This window comes from Sorangium sp. So ce406 (assembly GCF_051474675.1).
Classification (GTDB): Bacteria; Myxococcota_A; Polyangia; order Polyangiales; family Polyangiaceae; genus Sorangium; species Sorangium cellulosum_G.
In genome coordinates this window covers 891353-911645 of record NZ_CP150340.1, presented here as the reverse complement: position 1 = coordinate 911645, position 20293 = coordinate 891353, and the positions used below count along the sequence as shown (strand labels likewise).

Annotated in this window: 23 protein-coding genes; 14 read left to right on the top strand and 9 right to left on the bottom strand. The window is 70.8% G+C overall.

Annotated features, from left to right (window positions below; translation table 11 throughout):
- The first annotated feature begins 46 nt into the window (after positions 1-46).
- Positions 47-577, top strand: coding sequence for a hypothetical protein (locus WME96_RS03405; RefSeq protein WP_437288743.1), 531 nt, complete (start codon positions 47-49; stop codon positions 575-577).
- 128 nt (positions 578-705) lie between these two features.
- Here the strand turns inward: WME96_RS03405 and WME96_RS03400 are convergent, their stop codons facing one another.
- Positions 706-1845, bottom strand: a complete 1140-nt coding sequence (locus tag WME96_RS03400; RefSeq protein WP_437288742.1) for a D-alanine--D-alanine ligase family protein — start codon at positions 1843-1845, stop codon at positions 706-708.
- Between the two features lie 86 nt (positions 1846-1931).
- Entirely contained in the window at positions 1932-2258 is a 327-nt protein-coding gene (locus tag WME96_RS03395; protein WP_437288741.1) for a hypothetical protein, read from the bottom strand.
- A 311-nt stretch (positions 2259-2569) separates the two neighbouring features.
- Between WME96_RS03395 and WME96_RS03390 the strand changes: the two genes are divergently transcribed.
- The 3 genes from WME96_RS03390 (at position 2570) to WME96_RS03380 (ending at position 4090) form a co-directional block, all read left to right on the top strand.
- Positions 2570-2830 (top strand): hypothetical protein, encoded by a 261-nt coding sequence (locus tag WME96_RS03390; protein WP_437288740.1) that lies wholly within the window; start codon positions 2570-2572, stop codon positions 2828-2830.
- 388 nt (positions 2831-3218) lie between these two features.
- Positions 3219-3590 carry a DUF1304 domain-containing protein gene (locus WME96_RS03385; RefSeq protein ID WP_437288739.1) on the top strand — a complete coding sequence of 124 codons (372 nt, stop codon included), beginning with the start codon at positions 3219-3221 and terminating at the stop codon, positions 3588-3590.
- Positions 3591-3910: 320 nt separating this feature from the next.
- Positions 3911-4090, top strand: coding sequence for a hypothetical protein (locus WME96_RS03380; RefSeq protein WP_437288738.1), 180 nt, complete (start codon positions 3911-3913; stop codon positions 4088-4090).
- Positions 4091-4364: 274 nt separating this feature from the next.
- Here WME96_RS03380 and WME96_RS03375 read toward each other — a convergent pair whose 3' ends face one another.
- Positions 4365-5399, bottom strand: coding sequence for a fatty acid desaturase family protein (locus WME96_RS03375; protein WP_437288737.1), 1035 nt, complete (start codon positions 5397-5399; stop codon positions 4365-4367).
- A gap of 761 nt (positions 5400-6160) precedes the next feature.
- Between WME96_RS03375 and WME96_RS03370 the strand changes: the two genes are divergently transcribed.
- Positions 6161-6808: a LysE/ArgO family amino acid transporter gene (locus tag WME96_RS03370; RefSeq protein ID WP_437292267.1), complete on the top strand. Its 648-nt coding sequence runs from the start codon at positions 6161-6163 to the stop codon at positions 6806-6808.
- A 266-nt stretch (positions 6809-7074) separates the two neighbouring features.
- Here WME96_RS03370 and WME96_RS03365 read toward each other — a convergent pair whose 3' ends face one another.
- From WME96_RS03365 to WME96_RS03345, 5 genes are all read right to left on the bottom strand, one after another.
- Positions 7075-7671: a hypothetical protein gene (locus WME96_RS03365; RefSeq protein ID WP_437288736.1), complete on the bottom strand. Its 597-nt coding sequence runs from the start codon at positions 7669-7671 to the stop codon at positions 7075-7077.
- 144 nt (positions 7672-7815) lie between these two features.
- Positions 7816-8367, bottom strand: coding sequence for a hypothetical protein (locus WME96_RS03360; protein ID WP_437288735.1), 552 nt, complete (start codon positions 8365-8367; stop codon positions 7816-7818).
- Positions 8364-9470, bottom strand: a complete 1107-nt coding sequence (locus tag WME96_RS03355) for a hypothetical protein (protein ID WP_437288734.1) — start codon at positions 9468-9470, stop codon at positions 8364-8366. Before WME96_RS03355 ends, WME96_RS03360 begins: the two co-directional genes overlap by 4 nt.
- Before the next feature lie 29 nt (positions 9471-9499).
- Positions 9500-9634, bottom strand: coding sequence for a hypothetical protein (locus WME96_RS03350; protein ID WP_437288733.1), 135 nt, complete (start codon positions 9632-9634; stop codon positions 9500-9502).
- Positions 9635-9651: 17 nt separating this feature from the next.
- Positions 9652-10140 (bottom strand): hypothetical protein, encoded by a 489-nt coding sequence (locus tag WME96_RS03345; RefSeq protein WP_437288732.1) that lies wholly within the window; start codon positions 10138-10140, stop codon positions 9652-9654.
- A gap of 252 nt (positions 10141-10392) precedes the next feature.
- On the opposite strand from WME96_RS03345, the gene WME96_RS03340 reads away from it, so the two are divergent.
- On the top strand, positions 10393-11568 hold the full coding sequence (locus WME96_RS03340; protein WP_437288731.1) for an RNA polymerase sigma factor: 1176 nt from the start codon (positions 10393-10395) through the stop codon (positions 11566-11568).
- A 383-nt stretch (positions 11569-11951) separates the two neighbouring features.
- Positions 11952-12353: an RNA polymerase sigma factor gene (locus WME96_RS03335; protein ID WP_437292266.1), complete on the top strand. Its 402-nt coding sequence runs from the start codon at positions 11952-11954 to the stop codon at positions 12351-12353.
- A 20-nt stretch (positions 12354-12373) separates the two neighbouring features.
- Here the strand turns inward: WME96_RS03335 and WME96_RS03330 are convergent, their stop codons facing one another.
- The gene (locus tag WME96_RS03330) at positions 12374-12610 is read right to left on the bottom strand and encodes a hypothetical protein (protein WP_437288730.1); all 237 of its coding nucleotides are present in this window, start codon (positions 12608-12610) and stop codon (positions 12374-12376) included.
- 222 nt (positions 12611-12832) lie between these two features.
- Between WME96_RS03330 and WME96_RS03325 the strand changes: the two genes are divergently transcribed.
- The 7 genes from WME96_RS03325 to WME96_RS03295 all read left to right on the top strand — a co-directional run bounded on the left by WME96_RS03325 (position 12833) and on the right by WME96_RS03295 (position 20292).
- Complete coding sequence (locus tag WME96_RS03325; RefSeq protein WP_437288729.1) at positions 12833-13066, top strand: cation transporter; 234 nt, start codon at positions 12833-12835, stop codon at positions 13064-13066.
- A gap of 193 nt (positions 13067-13259) precedes the next feature.
- Positions 13260-13622, top strand: a complete 363-nt coding sequence (locus WME96_RS03320; RefSeq protein WP_437288728.1) for a hypothetical protein — start codon at positions 13260-13262, stop codon at positions 13620-13622.
- Positions 13623-13977: 355 nt separating this feature from the next.
- Positions 13978-14307 (top strand): hypothetical protein, encoded by a 330-nt coding sequence (locus WME96_RS03315; protein WP_437288727.1) that lies wholly within the window; start codon positions 13978-13980, stop codon positions 14305-14307.
- Position 14308: 1 nt separating this feature from the next.
- Entirely contained in the window at positions 14309-15673 is a 1365-nt protein-coding gene (locus WME96_RS03310; RefSeq protein ID WP_437288726.1) for an efflux RND transporter periplasmic adaptor subunit, read from the top strand.
- Positions 15674-15683: 10 nt separating this feature from the next.
- Positions 15684-18818, top strand: a complete 3135-nt coding sequence (locus tag WME96_RS03305; protein WP_437288725.1) for an efflux RND transporter permease subunit — start codon at positions 15684-15686, stop codon at positions 18816-18818.
- 22 nt (positions 18819-18840) lie between these two features.
- Entirely contained in the window at positions 18841-19461 is a 621-nt protein-coding gene (locus WME96_RS03300; protein ID WP_437288724.1) for a manganese efflux pump MntP, read from the top strand.
- 180 nt (positions 19462-19641) lie between these two features.
- Entirely contained in the window at positions 19642-20292 is a 651-nt protein-coding gene (locus tag WME96_RS03295; RefSeq protein ID WP_437288723.1) for a hypothetical protein, read from the top strand.
- Position 20293: the final 1 nt, after the last annotated feature.

The window sequence follows — 20293 nt, the reverse complement described above, 5'->3', positions numbered from 1 at the left end:
CCGCGCTCGGATGGAGGCACCTATGTTGGCTCATCATTCCATGTCCATGCTCCTCCCTGTCCTCGCGCTCGCCTGCTCTGCCGCGCAAGGCGCCGCCTCGGAGCGACCGGAGAGCGCCGCTCCGCAGCACGACGACGCAGCGGCCCCGGTCGGCTCGGCCAGCGCCAGGAGCTTCGTCGACGCCGGGTCGTACTTCACGGGCTCGGACGCGATCGACGCCTGGTACGGGCTGCTTCGCGCGCTGGACGACGACTTCGACGCCGTGTGCGGCGACACGTTCTGCGAAGGCGATTACAGCAACTACGAGCCGCTTCGATTCCGTTGCTCCGTCGAGGAGCACACCGGGACGATAGGCCGCTGCGTCTGGGTCTTCGCCGCGAGCAGCGAGGAGATCCTGCCCTCCACGGGCGCCGTGGAGGTGGACGCCAGGACCTTCGTTTGCGAGATGCCGATCGCTCCGGGCACCGCCGTGGTCGACCTCGTCGAGGCGCTCTCGGCGCCGGCAGATCGGGCGATCGACGCCGCGCTCCCCGGAACGGACAGATCGCTCTACGACGGCCTCGTCGATTGCTTATGAGAGCCCGCCGGCCCTGACCCGCAGGCTCGTCGCGCCGCGCTGGCGCCAGTAGACCCCGCTGCGCGCCGGCGCGGAGGACGAGGCCGGCGACGTGCGCGCGGCGCGGGTCGCCCCTGGACGACGCGGCGCTAGGCGCTGGTCCGGAGGCGGGCCTTCCGCGCGCCCCGCTCGAGCGCGAGATCGAGCAGCCGCGCGATGAGCTCGCGCGCGGGGATGCCGCTCGCCTCCCAGAGCTTCGGGTACATCGAGATCGCGGTGAAGCCCGGGATGGTGTTGATCTCGTTCACGTAGAGCGAGCGGTCCGGGGCGAGGAAGAGGTCGACGCGGGACATCCCCGACGCCTCCAGCGCGCGGAAGGTGCGGAGGGCGAGGAGCTGCACGGCGTTCGCCTCGGCCGGGGAGAGGTCGGCCGGGATGCGGATCGTGGCGCCGTCTGCGTCGATGTACTTCGCGGCGTAGGAGTAGAAGCCGTCGGCGTGCCCGACCACGATCTCGCCGGGAACGGAGGCGATGGGGTCGTCGTCGCCGAGCACGGAACACTCGATCTCGCGCACGCCCTCGATGCCCTGCTCACAGACGATCTTCAGGTCGAACTCGAACGCGTGCTCGACGGCCGCCTCGATCTCGGAGCGCGCCGCCACGCGCCGGACGCCGACGGACGATCCGAGGTTCGCGGGCTTGACGAAGATCGGGCCGAAGCCGCTCCCTGCGGGGGACAGGGCGGCGATCTGCTCGAGGCACGCGCCGCGGTCGCGATCCCACGCGGCCCGGCGGAGCGAGACGTGGGGCACGATGGGGATCTCCGCCTCGCGGAGCAGGCGCTTCATGACGTCCTTGTCCATCCCCACGGCGGAGCCGAGGACGCCGGAGCCGACGTACGGGACGCCGGCGAGCTCGAGCAGGCCCTGGACGCACCCGTCCTCGCCCGTGGGCCCGTGCAGGACGGGGAAGACGACATCGATCGGGGAGCGCGCGCCGCCGGGCACGGTCAGCGTGGCCTCGCCGGCGAGGCCCGGGTGGGCGTTGAGCGCGATCTCCGGCATCGCGTCGTTGAGCCGGGCGAGGCGGGGGTCGCGGGCGGCGCCGAGGAGCAGCGCCTCGTCCTGGAGCAGCCAGCGGCCGGACTTGTCGATGCCGATGAGCACCGGCTCGAAGCGATCGCGGTCGAGCGCCTCGACGACGAAGCGCGCGGAGAGGAGGGAGATCTCGTGCTCGGCCGAGCGCCCGCCGAACAGCACGGCGACGCGCACCTTCGCGGAGTTCCGCATGGGGCGGTACCGTAGTCGCGATCGGGCGCGGGGGCGAAGAAGCGGCGATCGGCGATCGTGCGCGGGGGCGAGGAAGCGGCGTTCGGCTATTCGGAGAGGACGCGGAACGACGCGCGGACGGTCGCCATGGCCACGCGCGCGATGTGGCCGTCGGCGAGCTCGACGTCGACGGCGGTGACCCGGCCCTGCCGCTCGATGACCCTGGCGACGCTCACCGTGGAGCCCCGGGCGAGCTCGGCCCGCGCGACCTTGACGTCCGCGACCGCCTCCAGCCGAACGCCGACGGCGATGTCGGTCGCCACCTTGGCGGGCGCCTCGTCGGACGCCGGCGTCTCGTCGGCCGCCTCCGCCGCTCCGCCGGGGACGACGGCGGCGAGGGCCGCGACGACCGCAACGATGAGGCTGCCAGCCATGCTCCTTCGACAGCGGATGAGCATCGGGGGGTGATTCTACGCGGAATGTGGGCGCTGTCACCCGCGTTGTCGCGCGATCCGGCGCTCCGTCCAGGAGGCGCGTCGGGACGACATCGAGCGCGGCTGTCCGCAGAGGGGCGCGTCGCTCCCCTCCACGGAGCGGGCAGAGCGGGGCCTCGACGCGGGAGGCTGGAGAGGGGCGATCCGATCGCAGCGACCACGCAGGCGCGCGCCGGGCTCCGTCATCGAGGTCAGCGAAAGAGGCCCAATGCGCGGTCCTCGTACGTGTCCGATGAATGCTAGGAGGCTTGATGAAATCGCGATCGCTCTTCTCGGCCAAAGCCGCGCTGCTGGTCCTCTGCGTCTCGATCCCGGAGGCCGCTGCGCAGGACAGGACCTCGACCAAGGACGAGAATTACAGCTATACCTTCGTGGACGACCTCCTCGATGCGTCGAATCGCGACGCCGGGGGCGCCGTGCTCCAGGTCCGTCAGCCCGGGCGTCGCGACAGGCTGCTCCGGCCGAGGCTCCACTTCGTCCCGGAAATGCTCAAGTCGGTCGAATCGATGTGACGGGCCGTCTCGCCCCCTTGGTGCCCGTGCAAGCCGCGTCCCTTTCGACGCCGGGCATCCTTCACAACCTGAGGAATCCCCCTCATTTAGCAGCCATTCTCAGCTGAGAAATTGAACAGGGAGGCAGGGACACAGGAAGTAACTGAAGATTTCCTCCCCGCCTCACTGTGAATTTCCCGAAGAAGTTGAGGCGACTCCTCAGCTTCACAGCGGAACGACCCCCTGCATGGAGTGGCGCTGCGAGCCCGAACACAACCGTGGCGCGACGGACGCCCCCGACGCGCTCTGGACTGTGGTGTCGCTCGTCAAGCGCAGCGTTGACAATCTCACCATATTTTGAGAATGTAGCCTATCGTGAGCGACACGAGCTCCACGGACAGGCCCGCCCATGCACATCGCATCTACGCTGCTCGTTATCCTGGTTGCCATCGAGCACGTCTACTTCCTCATCCTCGAGATGTTCCTCTGGACCACGCCGCGCGGCCTGCGTACCTTCGGAATGACGCCGGAACTCGCCGACGCCACGGCGACGCTGGCGAAGAACCAGGGGCTCTATAACGGCTTCCTCGCCGCCGGGCTCTTCTGGTCGCTGCTCTCGCACGACGCGGGCGACGCGCTCGAGCGGAAGACGTTCTTCCTCGGCTGCGTCATCGTCGCCGGCATCTACGGGGGCATCACCGTGGGGCGCCGGCTCTTCTTCGTGCAGGGCGTGCCCGCGCTGCTCGCGCTCGCGCTCGTGTGGCTCTCACGGGGCGCCTGACGCGGCGGGACAGAGTCGCGACCCCCGCGGCGGTGCTCCTACGCATGAAGTCGATGAACGGGGCCAGGAGGTCCATGACCGCCTCACGGCTGCCCCCAACCGCCTCACGGCTGCCCTGAACCGCCTCACGGCTGCCCCCAACCGCCTCACGGCCGCCCTGAACCGCCTCACGGCTGCCCTGAACCGCCTCACGGCTGCCCCCAACCGCCTCACGGCTGCCGATTTCGCCTCAGACCCCGGGGGGCCCCCACCCTTGGAGCCCCAGGCGCAGCTCGGCGCCGGGGCGGAACCATGCACCGCCTCCACCGACAGCCCGGGCAATGAACGAGCACGGCTACACGCGGGCCCGCCGCATCGCCGACATGGAGCAGGCCCGCGCGATGTACGAGGCCGGCGGCAAGCTCGGTCACCTCTGGATGGAGGGGTACTTCGACGTCGGCGATCCGCTGGTCCGCGCCGGCGGCTCCGTCGATCCCCGCGCCAGGGTGCCCTGTCCGTGAGCTCCACGCCGCTTCGCGGCTCTTCCGCGTCGCCCGAGCTCTCCGCCGACCGGCGCGAGGCTCTCAATCGCAGCAGCAAGCGTTCCAGGTACGCCACGAGAAACAACGAACGACCGCCTCATGCCCGCGGTACCATCCCTCCGGCGCGGCGGCGCCCCCTGCGCCGAACCCTGATGGCCGTACCCGACGCGGCCATCGACCTCGTCATCGCCCGACGCGGACGCAGCCCCAACGAGTTCACTCGGCCGCGTGGCATTGTCTACACCACGCTGGCTCATAACGGCCAGCGCTCGGGGCTCGTCTGCGCGTGTTGTCTCGAGGGGCGCAAGACGGCCGGGGCGGGCTTCCTGGACGCAGGCGCCGGGAGCTCGCGTGCAGCTTGAACCGACGGGAACCACGTCTTCACCACGGACCTCGGGCCGAAGAAATACGAGTCGCACTGGGGCCCTCCCGCGTAGCGGGCGTTGTTGAGCAGGATCCGGTGCGCCTTGGACAGGTTCACCATCGGGACCTTGGGGATGAGATGGTGAACCAGGTGGTAGTTGTCGTTGAACGGGTGCAGGAGCCAGGAGAGAGCGTTCTTGGGCATGTTGCGCGTGTAAGCGATGATGGACGTGGTCGGGAGCCGCGCGTGGTCGCAGAGCTCGCAGAACGCCTGGACGCAATGGTAGGTGGTGGCCTTCGACAGCATCCAGAGCCCGAGGAAGCAACCGACCGCCGCAGCGCTGGTCAGGACCCCGAGGACGGCGGAGAACGTGGCCCACCAGCCCACGATGTAGAGCCGCTGCTTGCCGTTCAGCCTGGGAAGGCTCTCGCCGACGGAGAACTTCCACATCGACCAGCTGAGCAGCATCTTGAGGTACAGGCGCCACGCGCTGCCGTTGGTGCCTCGGTCGTCCGGCGGCATGAAGTCCGGATCCTTCGCCGAGCCAAGGTGGGCGTGGTGGAGCATGTGCTTCTCGCGGTAGACGTCGAAATCCTCGAAGGTCAGCGGCGCAAGCAGGTACCTCGCGAGCAGGTCGTTCCACCTCGCGCTGCGGGAAAGGTTCCGGTGAGAGGCGTCATGAACGAAGTTCTTCAGCGCTCGCTGCTGCGACGCCACGACGATGATGCTGACCGGGATGAACCACCACGACACGTACAGCACGACGGCCGTGGCGCCGGCGACGAGCGCCCCGATCAGGGACAGATTCATCAGCAAGATCCCGTCGCGCGGGCGGTACAGGCGCGTGATCGCCTCGAGCAGCCCATCCCGACTCAGCTCGCTGCGGAAATCCTGGCACTCCTTTGCAGGGCGAATGGTGCTCACCTTCATGTCTCCCATGTGTAAGAATTCCGAGAACAACGCGCGGCTTGGTCCGCTCGGGTCGCCTTCGCGGTCAGGGCCGCTGCCTGCTGCCGTTGCGGATCAGCCGATCATGTGGAGCGCGCAACCCGGCGCGTCCCTCGACGTTCAGGTGTCCTGGGTGTCAGCGTGAAACGGCCGTCGAGCACGCAGCGCGCGTCCGCCGCGCGTGCCATCAGGAAGGCTGTCGAAGCTCCTCTGGCGACACGCGTCCGTCATGAACCGTGTTGGCGGGCTCAGCCGTTTCTCGATTCCCCCATGTCCGTGACCCCAGCACCCCTCCGTCGACGGGCGCCCTGATAGCAAACGATGTGCCGAACGTACCAGACCTGACAACTGGAGATTCTCGTACTCACCGTCAGGCAAGGGATGGCGTGCCCACGCAACCTGTTGCGCACCAACCCCCGTGGCTGCCCTACCAGCGCGCTGTTGCGCAGCCTGGATTCACCTGTCACGGCGGCGTAGATGCCTGGATCTCACGGTGTCACGACACCGAGGTCATGGCGGCGTGACGTCGAATTCTTGGCGTCACGCCGCCAGGGTCACGGTGCCACCGTGCCAGGGTCACGGTGGCACCGTGCCAGGGTCACGGTGGCACCGTGCCAGGGTCACGCCTCGAAGGTGAGACCGGCGGAAGTTGCCTTGCTTTGAGTCGCGCGATGCGGGTTGCAGGGGCGGCTGCGACCGGGTACGACGCTCCTCTTACTGTTACTGGAGAGACAGGTATGGGATCGCAAATTATCGTCGCTCTGCTGGAAGGACTGGCCCTCGGCGCGAGCCTGATCATCGCCATCGGACCGCAGAACGCCTTCGTGCTGCGCCAGGGGCTTGTGCGGCGGCACGTCGGTCCGCTCGTCGCCATCTGCGCCCTCAGCGATGCTGCCCTGATCCTGGCCGGCGTGGCGGGCGTCGGCTCGCTCGTGAACTCCTCGTCGAGCCTCTTCACCGCGCTCGCCTTGGGCGGAGCGGCCTTCCTCGCGTGGTACGGAGTCTCCGCGGTGCGCCGGGCGCTCTCGCCGTCGAGCCTCGGCACGGAGCGAGGCGAGGGAGGGTCGCTGCGCCAGGCGATCACGACGGTCCTGGCGCTCACGTGGCTCAATCCCCACGTCTACCTCGACACGGTGGTGCTCCTCGGCGGCATCTCCGGTCGCTATTCGGTCGAGACCCGCGCCTTCTTTGCGGGCGGCGCGATGCTCGCCTCCGTCCTCTGGTTCACGGCGCTCGGGTACGGCGCGCGGCTCCTGGCGCCCGTCTTTCGGCGGCCTTTCGCCTGGAGAGTCCTCGACAGCATCATCGCCCTCGTCATGTTCGCGATCTCCGCGCGTCTGTTCGTCGAGGGCATCACGCTGCTCAGCGCGAGGCTGAACGCCTGACCGCGGAGGGGCGCGGCGCTCGTCGAGGCCCTGAGCTCGACGCCGCGCGCCGCGCTGGTCGTGAGTGCCCGACGCGCGTCGCCAGCACGAAGCCCGCGAGGGCGACAGGGAGCATCGCCCGCGGCGATTGCACCCAGTTTCCCGGGCGAGGATTGCCCGCGCAAAGCCATCAGTCGAATCGGTGTAACAAAACGCCTCGCCTCCTCGGCCGCGAACGGGCCAAGGAGGCGCGAAACGCGCGGCGGGATCCCCCGCCCTCTCCGAGGCTACGCTTCGCCAGCGACGGCGTCCTGGCTCGGGGTCGGCGCCGCCTTGCGGCTCTTCCGCGTCGCGGCCCCCGCGGAGGTGTTCTTCCGCATGAAGTCGATGACCGGCGCCAGGACATCCATGACCTTCCGATCCGTCTGCGCGTGCGCCTTGGCGATGCGGTAGGCCGCATAGAGCGTCTCGCGGAACTTGATGGCCGTGTAGAGCGCCGAGTCGCCGAGCTCCCCGCCGACAGGCGCGAGGCTCTCCGCGACCTTGCTGAAGAGCAGGTGCTTCTCGATCCGCTCCCGGAGCAGCGCTGCCTCGAAGCGATTCGGATCCATGCCCTCGTCCTGGTCCGCGAGCGACTCGAACAGAACCGGCTTCATCTCCACCACGTCGAGCACCTTGTGCAGCATCGCGTGCTCGCCGTCACGCAGCCGCGGCGCGGTCTGCCGCTGCTCCTTCGTCAGCGTCACGAGCCCCGGGAAGAGGCCGTCGAGCTTCTCGACGAGCTCCGCGGCCATCGCCTTCGCCTTCTCGGCGCGCGACCGGAACTCGTCGATCGGCATGTCTTCCCAGGTGGTCCAATTCGAATCCTTCTTCTTCGAGGGCATTGATTTCTCCTCCCGTGCTGCGGTTGCAAGCGCACACCGTAAGATGGCGTGTCTGCACTGGCAAGCATGGCAGGTCGCCAGAGCACGAACTCCGCGCCGCGGGGAAGGCGACCTGAAGCACAGGGGCTCGCGAGCGCCGCGACGTCAGGCGGGCGGCCGGCAGCAATAACTCACAGAGCCCACCGGACGGAGCTCGCCGCTCTGCTCGCCGCCTTTGGGCTCGCACTCGGCGATGCTCTCGAGGGTGTACGTCGCGCTGACGCTCCGCGGAGAAGCGCCGGGCGGCAGGTCATAGCATTGACCGGAACCCCAGGTATCGGTGCTTGGCATCGGCTCCGTACAGTGCTCGTCGGCGACGCAGCGGGGGCAGCGGTCGATGGACTTCGGCTCTTGATAGTAGTCTCTCGAAGGGAAGTAGTTGGACGATTCACAGCTCGGCGCGTCGCGCGGCCTCCCCACCCAGACGGCGAAGACCGCGCTGTTGCGGAAGCCGTCGACGGAGTAGCTGGTGCCGTCCCACACGGGCTCTGCGCAATGCCAGGGACAGGTGCCGGTGAGGGGCTGAGGGCAACCCGGGCCGCGACACTGGCCGTAGTGGCACGACGCCCCGAGCAGCGCCGCTCCGGCGCCGAGCGCGAGGATCGCCGCCGCCATCGATGTCGCCCGGTTCCTCGTCGTCTCGATCGCGCGCTTCATGTTCCCTCCGGCAAACAGCAGGCTGTCACCTGGCCGCTCAAGCTCAGCTCGCCCACGAGCTCCCCGCCGCTCGGCGCGCAGCTCCCCGGCGCGTCGACTCGCCATTCAGCGCGCAGGCTCCCGAGCGTCGAGCCCGGCTCGGCGTCGATGCAGACGCCGTTCCCGGCGACGACAGCGGAGGCCACGAGATCGCCGCACGCCTCGTCCTCGAACGTCGACACGAGCGCCTCGCACGTGCTCGGCGCGGTCTCGGTGCACGCGCACGGCGTGCATGCGCGGCTGTCGTCGACCTCCTTCCAGAAGGTGAGCTTCTCCGAGAAGTGGAGCCCCGCTGTCCTGTCGCTGGAGGGACACTCGACGTCCTTGTCCTCCGCGAGGAGGCACCGGCGCCAGCCTGGGCGGAGCTCCGCCGCGCCGAAGACACAGGCGTGCCCGGGGGCTGGGCATTTGTCTCCTCCGCTCGCGTCGCAGGTGGCCACGGCCTGTCCTCCTGCGTGCGCATCGCCGTCGCGCGGCACCGCGGATGGCACGACCTCGCAGGCGCGCGCGGTGACGGGCGCGATCCGGAACGAGCCGAACGCCTCGGCCCCGACCGCGCCGGGCGCGACGCACGAGCCGTCCCAGCCGGCCGGCGCCTCGAACGGGGTCAGCGTCACGCCGGGGCTGTCGTCGCACATCCAGCCGGAGCTCACCGTGAGCCCGGCCGGGAAGGCGCACGCGGGCGCGGTGCACGCGCACGGCGCGCACCCCGGATGCGCTCCCGGCGAGACGAAGAAGTCGCCGTGGGGCGGCGGGCTCATCTCCTTGCGCTCCTCCAGATCCAGCCCCTGGGTCCGCAGCAGCGCGTCGGCGCACCCCGGGTCGTCGAGCCCTGCCTTCCTGCCGACGAGGTACACGCCCGATCGAAAACCATAGATCTCGGTGGGGACACAGGTCCCCTCGCAGCCGCCGTTGCTGGAGCCATCGGCGTTGATGACCTCGCACGCCAGGTACTCGTCGCAGTCGTACCCGTCGACCGCCCCGCAGCCGCTCGCCGCCGCGACCGCCGCGCCGCCCAGCCCGCTCAGCGTTGCCAGGACCCGCCCGGCCGTCCACCGCCTCATCGCCGCTCCTCCTTCTGCCCGCCGGGTGCTCACCACGCCCCCTCGATCCGGACGCCGCCGCCGTGCGCCGTCACCCGCGGGACCACGTGGACGCCGCCCTGCTCCGGCGAAGGCGCCCACCAGAACGACGAGAGCGCCGCCGCGCCGATCACGCCGCTCGCCACGAAGCTCGCGACCGCGATCAGACCCAGGGCATCGCGGGCCTCGATCGCGTCCCGCAGATGGGCGCATCGCGTGTCGGGGACCGCCTTGCCCGGGCTGCACGCATGCCCCCCCTCGCGCCGGGCGCGAGCGCGTCCGCCGCGTCGAGCGCCCGGCGCAGGTGCTCCGCGGCGTCGCGGGACCGGCGCAGCGAGAGCTCCGCCAGCCCGAGCTCCCCGGCCCAGCGAGGGTCGCCTGTCGACGCCCACACCGCTCGATACGCGGCCGCCGCGTCCTCCCATCGCCCGGCGCGCCGCGCCTGCTCCGCGCGGCGGAGCGCCTCCGCGATCGCCGCGGACGAGCCGCCCGGCGGCGACGCTGTCGCGCGCGCGTCCCCTGACGACGAGCCCGCCGAGGGCGAGCCCCCCACCCCCGCTCCAGGCAATGGCAGCGCCTCGGCCAGCGCGCCGCGGCTCCAGCCTGAAGCGCACAACACGAGCGCAAGCCCCAGGACCCTCGTCCAGCGCATGGGCGGCGAGCCCATTCAGCTCACCAATCGCCCGCAAGCGCGCATCCCGGGCGCCGCGCGTGCCTGATTTTTCATGGCGAATCAGAAGACGTCCAGGTAACGCAGCGAGAAACCGCCCTCCGCTCACGGCTCGCCCCATCGATTCAGCGCCAGGCGTGGATCCGGAATCCACCAGGAACGCAACCTCGGCAGCCCGGCGGCGTGGGAACGATTTCGAGCACCATCGAATAACCGGCGGCTAAGGAAACGGGCATGGATGCAAAGGATCCGCGCGGCGTGCCCGCCGGAGCGCCGCCCACCTGGGAGACCGTCGTCCGCGAGCACCTCCGGTATCTGCGCGGCTGCGTGGCATCGGAGAGGATCCCGGAGGCCGACAGGGAGGATGTGCTTCAGGAGGTGCTGCACAGCATCTCGCGGGCCCTCACCACCTTCGATCCGGCGCGCGGCGAGCTGCGCGCCTGGCTGAAGGCGATCGCCCGCAACCATGCCTCGATGTACCGGCGCCGGGCCCATCGGCGGCGCGAGCAGCCGTGGCCGGAGGGGCCGCTGGAGGTCGTCGACGAGGCGCCGAGCTCGGAGGAGCGCCAGATGGAGCACGAGCGGCGGCAGCTCCTGTCGGCGCTGCTGCTCGAGCTGACGCCGGAGCGGCGCCAGGCGGTGATTGCCCACGAGCTGGACGAGGCGGGCATCGGTCACGTCGCGGAGCTGCTCTCGATTCCTGCCACCACCGCGAAGAGCCGGCTCCGTCACGGCCGCGAGGAGCTCAAGGCGGCCGCGCGACGCTGGCAGGCGCGCCATCACCGCCGCCTCGGCGCCCTGCTGCCGCTCCGCGCGGCCGGTTGCGGGGGGGAGCGCTCCCGCCGCGCCGCATCGCGGGAGCACCTGCTGCTGCGCGCCCGGCGCGCGCTTCGCGACGCTGTATCCGGCGCGAGGCCGCCGCGGATACGAGCTGTCGCTCACGCCTGCGCATCGCTCGCGGTGACCGCCTGGAGCGTCGTCGTGACGGCTGGGCTCCTGCTGGCTGGGCACGGAGGCTTTCGCTCCGGGGACCTTGCACTCTCGGCCACCGCTCTCGCGGCCCGTGCGCATGCCCCGTCGGCCGCGGCGCCGGCGGGGGGAGCGAGCGAGCTCTCGTATTCATACGCGAGCGACACGACGTCTTCGCCAGCAGCCATGGCGGCCTCGAAGGGCAACCACAGCGCGCATCCTCGCTCTCGGGAGAGGTCCCACCCGCCGCGGCGCGGGCAAGCGGCACAAGGCGATGCGCTGGAGCACCTGAGAATGGCCGCAGCCGCGCGCGCCATCGGGAAGGATGCGCTGGCGCGTGCGCTGCTGGAGCGGCGCCGCCACGACCTGCCAGGCGTCGCTCCCGCGGTCGACCGCGACGTGCCCCTGGCTTTCTCGACGCCCGCAGCGCGCGGTCGCTGAAGAAAAGCGCATCCACGACGAGGAATCACGACCTCGGCGCCCGACGGCCGCGACGCGGACGGCCGCCTCGACCGGCGAGCTGCGATGTCGGCCTGCGCGCGCGGCCGGCGCGTGGTTGTCGCGGGCGCGCGATGGCGTCGAGGGCTCCTCGACAGACACCTCTTGCCGGGGTTCAATATGCAGACTCGACGCCGCACGACCACCGCTGTCCACGAGCGCGGCGCGCGCCGACGCAAACGTCCGTTGTTCGCCAGGCACCCCGCGATCCGCGTTCCTGTGGAGCGCATCATCGCCGAGCGGCCGAGCGCCGCTGGATCCGCGCGCTCGTCACCGCCGGCGGCGTACCGCCCCGCGACCGTGAGGATGTGGTGCAGGCCGTGATCATGGCCGCATGGATGGCTGTCGAGGAGGGCCGCTACCGCCCGGACGCGTCGGTCGACCCGCGGCGAGCGCTCCTCGGCTGGCTCTACGGCATCATCTGGCGCAAGGTCGGGCACCACTGCAACCGCGCCTGCGTTCGCCGGGAGCTCCTGGTGGCGGATCCGTGGAGCGTGCAGCCGGAGCCGCCTCGGGACGACGAGTTCGTCGTCGAGGCGCGCGAGCGCCTCCTCGCCGTGCGTCTCGCCCTGCCGAGGCTGCCGCAACCCGACCAGGAGATCCTCGCCCTCCGCGCGGTTGGCCACGGCATCCGCGACATCGCACGCGCACTCGGAATACCCAGCTCGACGGCGGTGCGGCAGATCAACCGAGCTCGAACGAAGCTTCGGATCTTGCTTCGTCGCTGAGGCTCAACGACTGGCGATCATCAAGAGGCCGCTCCACCGCTGCCCCGAACCGCTCCACCGCTGCCCCGAACCGCTTCACCGCTGCCCCGAACCGCTTCACCGCTGCCCCGAACCGCTTCACCGCTGCCCCGAACCGCTTCACCGCTGCCCCGAACCGCCTCACGGCTGCCCCGAACCGCCTCACGGCTGCCCCGAACCGCCTCACGGCTGCCCCGAACCGCCTCACGGCTGCCCCGAACCGCCTCACGGTCGCCCATTTCGCCTCAGACCCCGGGTGGCCCCCCACCTTGGAGCCGCCAGCGCATCATGACCCCTCGCGCGAGCCACCGCGCGAGCGCGCCACGAGTCCGTCACGACCGCGGACAACAGCCCGCGATGGAGATGCTCAAGGAGGCGAGCTGCAATCACTGCACGAGCTGTTCCTCGGATTCCTCGGATGCGGTGGAGCGAGGACGGCCGGAGCACGTGAAGCGAGCGCTGTGGCTCGAGTACCTGACGGTCGGCTGGAGCGGCAGCTCGGCAGCCGGGCCATGGAAGCGGACGCCTTCCACACCACCGCCTGCGTCTGGCTCTCGCTCGCAACGCTCGTCGGGATCGGGCTCAACGGGGCGCTCGGCTGGTGGTGGGCGGACCCGATCGCTGCCCTGGTCATCGCCGTGCTCGTCGTGAAGGAGGGCGTCGCCACGTGGCGCGGCGAGCACCCTTGTTGCTGAGGGCGCTTCCTGGCCTGCTCAGGCTCTCCGGATGCCGACGGACGAGAACGCGGAGCTGCTCCCTCGTGCAGGTGACCCACCGAGATCCTGTGTCGTGCCCGGTCACCCGGCGTCGGCCATCGCGCGGCCCGGCGACTGCCGGCGAGCGTTGGCGCTCGCGCCCCTCGGTCCACATGGTAGGCTCTGTTGGCTCGTGACCCGGCAGCGGAGACAACCTTCCCGATCCTGGTGGACGCGGCGGCTCGTCCGGCTGCTCTCCCTGATCGTGCTCGCCCTGGTCATGAGCCAGTTGAGCGCGGCGTACGCCTTCGTGGACGTCGCCGTCGACGACTGCGGCGAGTCGTGTCCCGACGATGACGACAAGGGGGACTGCCCTTGTCCCCTGGATTGCGCCTCGGGGTGCTGCGCGGCGAGAATCCCGGCGGTCCCGCCCTCGCCCAGCATTCCGGTCTTGCTCGCGCCCTCCTCCCCGGAGCTGCTGCTGCTCCTGCCCGAGCGCGCGCCGCCGTCGCCCGAGGCGCGCGAAGTGCTCCACGTCCCAAGGCACCTCGCCTAGCAAGGCGCTTATGGCCGCTCCGCGGCCCGAACCCTCGATCGCGCTCCAGCGAGCTCCACGTGGGCCTTGTCCGCCCTCGATGGCCTCCGGGGCCCTCGATGGCCTCCGGGGATCGCGGCGAGGTGCAGCGCCCTGCCTGCTCCGAGCGGAGGGCGTGGTCGCGACACGTCGTCGCGCGCCCGCTCCAGCACGCCCGTTCAGCTCTGCTCGACCCAGCTTGCGCCTCACGCGCGCGGGCAGGTCGGCGGTGGGGGGTGGCGGCGCTGCTGAGCGGCGATGCGCTGGCGCGCGGGAGCGACAGCATGCCCGAGGCTCGTCCGTCACGTGACGTGCAAACAACAAGGAGAAAAGGCCCATGACGTTTCGTTCCATCTCGCTCGTGCTCTGTGTCCTCGCCCTCGGTGCTGCGTCGTGCTCGAAGGAAGCGCCGAGCCCCGATAAGCCCGCGCCCGAGCAGACGCAGGCCAAGGCGGCGCACGCCCCCGCCGACGTGAAGCCCGGCTCCCACGAGGACTGGTGCGGAGAGCACGCGGTGCCCGAGTCGCAGTGCACCCGCTGCAACTCGGATCTGATCCCGGCCTTCAAGGCCACGGGCGACTGGTGCGCGGAGCACGGGCTGCCCGAGTCGCAGTGCCTCAAGTGCAACCCCGACCTGAAGATCGTCAGGCCGCCGAAGGGGAGCTGACATGCCCGGCCGCGTTCACATCGTGTTGCTCGTGCTCCTCGCCGCTCTCTCGGGCTGCAAGGCCAGAGGGACCGACAACGCCGCGCAGGAGAAGGCCGAGGCGAAGCCCAGGGCCGCAGCGGCCGTCGAGGGCGCCATGTGCAAGGAGCACGGCGTGCTGGAAGCGCTCTGCACGAAGTGCAATCCGAAGCTCGCCCCGATCTTCCAGGCGAAGGGGGACTGGTGCAAAGAGCACGAGCTCCCGGAGTCGATCTGCCCCATCTGCCACCCCGAGCGCGGCGGCAAGCCGGCGGCCGACGTGGCGAACGACGGCGCGCCGGCGGACGGGACGAAGGTCAAGTTCAAGACCAAGGACACCGCCCGGCTCGCCGGCATCCATACGGCGAAGGCCGTCGAGCGGCAGGGCGGCGGCGGCATCCCCGTGACCACCAGGATCGTCTACGACGCGCTCAAGGTGGCGGAGATCAACGCCCGCGCCGCGGGGGTCGTCCGGCAGCTTCACGTGGACGTGGGCGCGGAGGTCAAGAAGGGCGCGCCGCTCGCGGTCATCGACAGCGCCGAGGTGGGGGCCGATCGATCGCGGCTGGCCAGCGCGCTGTCACGCCTCAAGGTCGCCGAGGAGAACCTGAAGCGCGAGGAGCAGCTCGAGCAGGAAGGGCTCGCCTCGCGCAAGAGCGTCCTCGCCGCGCAGCAGGAGCTCGACGCCGCCCGCGCCGAGCGCGCCTCGTTCGCGGCCTCCCTGGCCGTCGTGGGCGCGAGCGCGGGCGGGAGCGGGGGCTACACGCTCACCACCCCGCTCGCCGGCATCGTGACCCAGCGGAAGGCGACCGTCGGCAGGCTCGTCGGCGTCGAGGAGACCCTGTTCGAGGTGGTCGACGTCTCGAGCATGTGGGCCGAGCTCGACGTCCCCGAGACCGACCTTCCGGCCGTCTCGCTGAAGCAGCCGGTGGTCGTCGAGGTCGACGGCATCGAGGGACGCGCGCTCAAGGGGGAGATCACGTACGTGGCGCCGGCCATCGACCCGGCCACGCGCACCGCCAAGGCGCGCGTCCCGCTCGCGAACCCGGACGGCGCGCTGCGGGCCAACATGTTCGGCCGGGCGCGCATCCTCGCCCCGGCGCGCGCCGCGGTCATGGTGCCCCGCTCCGCGGTGCAGCGCGCGAAGACGGTGAAGCTCGTGTTCGTGCGGCTCGCGGAGGACCAGTTCGAGGCGCGGCGGGTCGAGATCGCGGCGACCGAGGGCGACCTCGTCGAGGTGACGAAGGGCGTGCGCCCGGGCGAGGAGGTCGCGACCGAAGGGAGCTTCTTGCTCAAGACCGAGACCCTCAAGGAGAGCATCGGCGCCGGCTGCTGCGCCGAGGACTGAGGCGCGGGTGATGCTGAACGCCGTCATCACCTGGTCGCTCCGCCACCGGCTCCTCGTGATCCTCGCCTCGATCGGCCTCTCTCTGGCGGGCGTCCTCGCGTTCCGCCGCCTGCCGATCGACGCCTTCCCGGACACGACGCCGGTGCAGGTGCAGATCAACACGGTCGCCCCTGCCCTCTCGCCCGTCGAGATCGAGCGCCAGATCACGGCGCCCGTCGAGCAGGCGATCTCGGGGCTGCCCAGGCTCGAGGAGGTCCGCTCGCTCTCGCGCTTCGGCCTCTCGCAGGTGACTGCCCGCTTCGAGGACGACACGGACATCTACCTGGCCCGCCAGGTCGTCATGGAGCGGCTCCAGACCGTGACGCTGCCGCCGGGCATCGACCGCCCGGAGCTCGGCCCGGTCGCCACCGGGCTCGGCGAGGTGTTCCACTACGTGGTCACGGGCAAGGGCAAGTCGCTGAGCGAGCTGCGCACGGTCCACGACTGGGTCATCGCGCCGCAGCTCCGCTCGGTGCGCGGCGTGGCCGAGGTCAACGCCTGGGGCGGCGACGAGCGCCAGGTCCAGGTCCTGGTCGACCCCGCGGAGCTCACGGCGCGGGGGCTCTCGCTCCACGATCTCTCCGAGGCGCTGGAGCGCAACAACGCCAACGTGGGCGGGGGCACCCTGGACCAGGCCGGCGAGTCCAGCCTGATCCAGGGCATCGGCATCGCCACCCGGGTGAGCGACATCGAGGACATCGTGGTCGCCGCCAAGGGCGGAGCGCCCATCCGGGTGCGCGACGTCGCCCGGGTGGTCGAGGGGCGCGAGATCCGGCGGGGCGCGGTCACCGCGGACGGCCAGGGGGAGGTCGTGCTCGGCCTCGGCTTCATGCTGATGGGCGAGAACAGCCACGACGTCACGACGCGGCTCAAGGCGCGCCTGGAGGAGGTCAAGAAGAGCCTGCCGGAAGGGGTGGACGTCGCCGTCGTCTACGATCGCACCGAGCTCATCGACAGGGTGCTCGGCACCGTGGAGAAGAACCTGCTCGAGGGCGCGCTGCTCGTCGTGGCGGTGCTCTTCGCCTTCCTCGGCAACCTCCGCGCCGGGCTCATCGTGGCCTCGGCGATCCCCCTGTCGATGCTCTTCGCCTTCGATCTGATGCTCCGCGCCGGCGTGGCGGGGAGCCTGATGAGCCTCGGCGCGATCGACTTCGGCCTCGTCGTCGACAGCTCGGTGATCATGGTCGAGAACTCGGTCCGGCGGCTCTCGGAGGACTCGAGCGAACGGAGCACGACGGACGTGGTGCTGGATGCGTCCATCGAGGTCCGCAAGCCGACGATGTTCGGCGAGCTCATCATCATGATCGTCTACCTGCCGATCCTCGCCCTCGAGGGGGCGGAGGGGAAGCTGTTCCGGCCGATGGCGCTCACCGTGATCTTCGCGCTCATCGGCTCGATGATCCTGTCGCTCACGCTCATGCCGGTGCTCGCGAGCCTGCTCCTGCCGCGCCGCATGACGGAGCGCGAGAACGTGCTCGTTCGCCTGCTCAAGCGGGCCTACCGGCCCGTGCTGCAGCTCGCGCTGCGCTGGCGCTGGGCGGTGCTCGCCGGCGCCGTGCTGCTGCTCGGCAACGCGGTCTTCCTCGCGACGCGGCTCGGCGCCGAGTTCGTGCCGCGGCTCCGCGAGGGCACCATCGTCGCCAACACCGTGCGGCTCTCGGGGGTCTCGGCGGGCGAGTCGATCCGCTACGGCACCCAGCTCGAGCGGGTGCTGCTCGAGAGATTCCCTGACGAGATCGAGCGCGTCTGGACCCGCACGGGCACCGCGGAGGTGGCGACGGACCCGATGGGGCTGGAGCTGTCGGACATGTTCATCACGCTCAAGCCGCGGGAGGCGTGGAAGCGCGCCGCGACGCAGGACGAGCTCGTCCAGGCGATGGAGTCGGAGCTCTCAGGGATGCCGGGCATGCGGGTCATCTACACGCAGCCGATCGAGATGCGCGTCAACGAGATGGTCGCCGGGATCCGGGCGGATCTGGGGGTGAAGCTGTTCGGCGACGACTTCGACACGCTGAAGCAGAAGGCGCGCGAGATCGAGGCCGTCCTCAAGCAGATCCCTGGCGCCGCGGACGTGGTGACAGAGCAGGTCACAGGCCAGCCTGTGCTCGAGATCGAGGTCGACCGCGCCGCCATCGCCCGGCACGGCATCGCCGCCGCCGACGTCCTGGATGTCGTCGAGGCCCTCGGCGCGCGGGAGGTGGGGCAGCTCCAGGAGGGCGAGCGCCGCTTCCCCGTGATGCTGCGCATCGACGATCGCTACCGCGAGGACCCTGCGTCCATCGGCCGCATCCTGGTCACCGCGGCAGGCGGGGAGCGCATCCCGCTCTCGCGGCTCGCGAAGATCCGCACGGCCGAGGGGCCGACCGCGATCAACCGCGAGTGGGCGAAGCGCCGGATCGTGGTGCAGGCGAACGTCCGGGGCCGCGACGTGGGCACCTACGTCGAGGAGGCGAGGGCGAGGCTCGATCGGGAGGTCGAGCTCCCGCCCGGCTACTACCTCCGCTTCGGCGGGCAGTTCGAGCACCTCGAGCGGGCGCAGGCGCGCCTGCTCGTCGTGGTGCCCGTCGCGCTCGGGCTGATCCTGCTCCTGCTCTACTTCACGTACGGGCGGCTGCTCGACGCGGTCCGCGTCTTCACGGGCGTCCCGTTCGCCGCGATCGGCGGCGTCGTCGCGCTCTGGCTTCGCGACCTGCCCTTCAGCATCTCCGCGGGCGTCGGGTTCGTGGCGCTGTCGGGCGTCGCGGTGCTCGGGGACATGGTGCTCGTCTCCACCATCCGCCAGCTCACCGCGGCCGGGACGCCGGTGCGGGCCGCCATCGAGCTCGCGGCCGAGCGGCGCCTCCGTCCGGTCCTCATGACGGCGCTGGTCGCTGCCCTGGGCTTCGTGCCGATGGCGCTGAACACCGGCATCGGCGCCGAGGTGCAGCGCCCGCTCGCGACGGTCGTGATCGGCGGCGTGATCTCGTCGACGCTGCTCACGCTGCTCGTCCTGCCGGTGCTCTACAGCGTGGTGGGCGGACGGCTCCGCTCGGACGCCGCTGGCGAGACGGACGCCCCCGATCCCCCGCCGCGCTCCGGCCCTGTCCTGTCGCCCGCCGCGGAGTAGGCGATGAGCGTACGCGCTCGCCATGGTAAGTGAGAGACGTCATGACAGCCAACCCAACGCCCGGACTATCGTGAGCTTCGGCGCCATCTTGCTCCTCGCTCTCGGCCTGGCCATGGATGCGACGGCGGTCTCGGCCGCGCGGGGGCTGGCAGTCCCCGTGATCCGCGCCCGGCACGTCGCGCTCGTCGCGGGTTTCTTCGGCGGGTTCCAGGCGCTCATGCCCTTGATCGGGTGGCTCCTCGGCGCGCGTGTCGGGCCCCTCGTGCAGGCGTGGGATCACTGGATCGCCTTCGGGCTCCTCGGGGCCATCGGCGGCAAGATGCTGTGGGAAGCGCGGGCCAACGCTGATGACGATGAGGATGACACCCCGAAGGACCTGTTCGCCCTCAAGGTCATGTTCGTCCTGGCCATCGCGACAAGCATCGACGCGCTCGCGATCGGCTTCACCCTTCCGATGTTGAATGCACCGCTCGCGCTCTCCCTCGTCACCATCGGTATCACGACAGCGGTCCTGAGCGCGATCGGCCTCTACGCCGGCAGGCGCTTCGGAGCCATGCTCGGCAAGCGGCTCGACGCGGCTGGCGGCGTCGTGCTCATCGGCCTTGGCGTGAAGATCCTGATCGAGCACCTGCAGGCGACTTGAGCGCTGTCCGCTGGCTTCGGCGTGGCGGCCTCGCAACGGGCGGGCAAGCCCTCCCTCCTCGAGGCGCTCGCAGGCCGCGCCGGTAGCAGAAAAATCCAGCAATTCCAGCCACTTGCACGCCGACGCAAGCAGCTGTCCCGATCGCCCGCCGGGCCGCCTAGAGGGGGAAAGGAGCTCGACATGTCCACCGTCCCCCAGAAGCGCTGGTCGTTCCCCCTGATCCCGCTGGGCCTCGGCGCCGCCGCGTGCGCCGCCTGCTGCGCGGTCCCCTTGCTGGGCCTGGGCCTCGGCGCTGGCGGGCTCGGCGCCGTCGTCGGCCTCATGGAACCGATGGCCCTCGGCCTGGTCGGCGTCGGCCTGGTGCTGGCGGTGGTCGCCGTCCGCCGCCGCCCGGACAACCACCAGGCTTCCTGCGCCAAGACGGGCGCGTGCTCCATCGACGGGGCGTGCGGCTGTCGCCCGCCGGACGCGCGTACCCGGAATCGACACGATCCCGCGATCGCCTGCACCCTTCCTGACGAGCAGATGTCGGAGCGCCTCGATGAGTTCCGCGCCCTCCTCGCGCGCGCCCTCGTCCGGCGCCAGCGCGTTGACGGCGGTTTCGTCTGGACCCTGCGGGCGGATCCAGGCATCGAGGAGGAGGCGCGGGCGCTCGCTGCCAGGGAGCAAGGCTGCTGCTCGTTCTTCCGGTTCGACATCTCGTCCGATGGCCAGGCAGTTCGATGGAAGGCCACGGCGCCCGAGGCGGGCTGGCCCATGCTGGAGCTGCTCTACGAGACGTCCGAAGGCCTGACGCCCCCCTCCGCCTCGCCGCCCAGGCCCGCCGCCTAGG

Bases quoted from the DNA above. Each gene is read 5' to 3' on its own strand.
- WME96_RS03295 (WP_437288723.1), top strand. From the start codon at position 19,642: ATGTCCACCGTCCCCCAGAAGCGCTGGTCGTTCCCCCTGATCCCGCTG.
- WME96_RS03330 (WP_437288730.1), bottom strand. From the start codon at position 12,610: ATGGGCGACCGTGAGGCGGTTCGGGGCAGCCGTGAGGCGGTTCGGGGC.
- WME96_RS03340 (WP_437288731.1), top strand. From the start codon at position 10,393: ATGGATGCAAAGGATCCGCGCGGCGTGCCCGCCGGAGCGCCGCCCACC.
- WME96_RS03300 (WP_437288724.1), top strand. From the start codon at position 18,841: ATGGTAAGTGAGAGACGTCATGACAGCCAACCCAACGCCCGGACTATC.
- WME96_RS03405 (WP_437288743.1), top strand. From the start codon at position 47: ATGCTCCTCCCTGTCCTCGCGCTCGCCTGCTCTGCCGCGCAAGGCGCC.
- WME96_RS03310 (WP_437288726.1), top strand. From the start codon at position 14,309: ATGCCCGGCCGCGTTCACATCGTGTTGCTCGTGCTCCTCGCCGCTCTC.
- WME96_RS03395 (WP_437288741.1), bottom strand. From the start codon at position 2,258: ATGGCTGGCAGCCTCATCGTTGCGGTCGTCGCGGCCCTCGCCGCCGTC.
- WME96_RS03335 (WP_437292266.1), top strand. From the start codon at position 11,952: ATGGCCGCATGGATGGCTGTCGAGGAGGGCCGCTACCGCCCGGACGCG.
- WME96_RS03365 (WP_437288736.1), bottom strand. From the start codon at position 7,671: ATGCCCTCGAAGAAGAAGGATTCGAATTGGACCACCTGGGAAGACATG.
- WME96_RS03305 (WP_437288725.1), top strand. From the start codon at position 15,684: ATGCTGAACGCCGTCATCACCTGGTCGCTCCGCCACCGGCTCCTCGTG.
- WME96_RS03370 (WP_437292267.1), top strand. From the start codon at position 6,161: ATGGGATCGCAAATTATCGTCGCTCTGCTGGAAGGACTGGCCCTCGGC.
- WME96_RS03355 (WP_437288734.1), bottom strand. From the start codon at position 9,470: ATGAGGCGGTGGACGGCCGGGCGGGTCCTGGCAACGCTGAGCGGGCTG.
- WME96_RS03385 (WP_437288739.1), top strand. From the start codon at position 3,219: ATGCACATCGCATCTACGCTGCTCGTTATCCTGGTTGCCATCGAGCAC.
- WME96_RS03400 (WP_437288742.1), bottom strand. From the start codon at position 1,845: ATGCGGAACTCCGCGAAGGTGCGCGTCGCCGTGCTGTTCGGCGGGCGC.
- WME96_RS03360 (WP_437288735.1), bottom strand. From the start codon at position 8,367: ATGAAGCGCGCGATCGAGACGACGAGGAACCGGGCGACATCGATGGCG.
- WME96_RS03390 (WP_437288740.1), top strand. From the start codon at position 2,570: ATGAAATCGCGATCGCTCTTCTCGGCCAAAGCCGCGCTGCTGGTCCTC.
- WME96_RS03315 (WP_437288727.1), top strand. From the start codon at position 13,978: ATGACGTTTCGTTCCATCTCGCTCGTGCTCTGTGTCCTCGCCCTCGGT.
- WME96_RS03380 (WP_437288738.1), top strand. From the start codon at position 3,911: ATGAACGAGCACGGCTACACGCGGGCCCGCCGCATCGCCGACATGGAG.
- WME96_RS03345 (WP_437288732.1), bottom strand. From the start codon at position 10,140: ATGCGCTGGACGAGGGTCCTGGGGCTTGCGCTCGTGTTGTGCGCTTCA.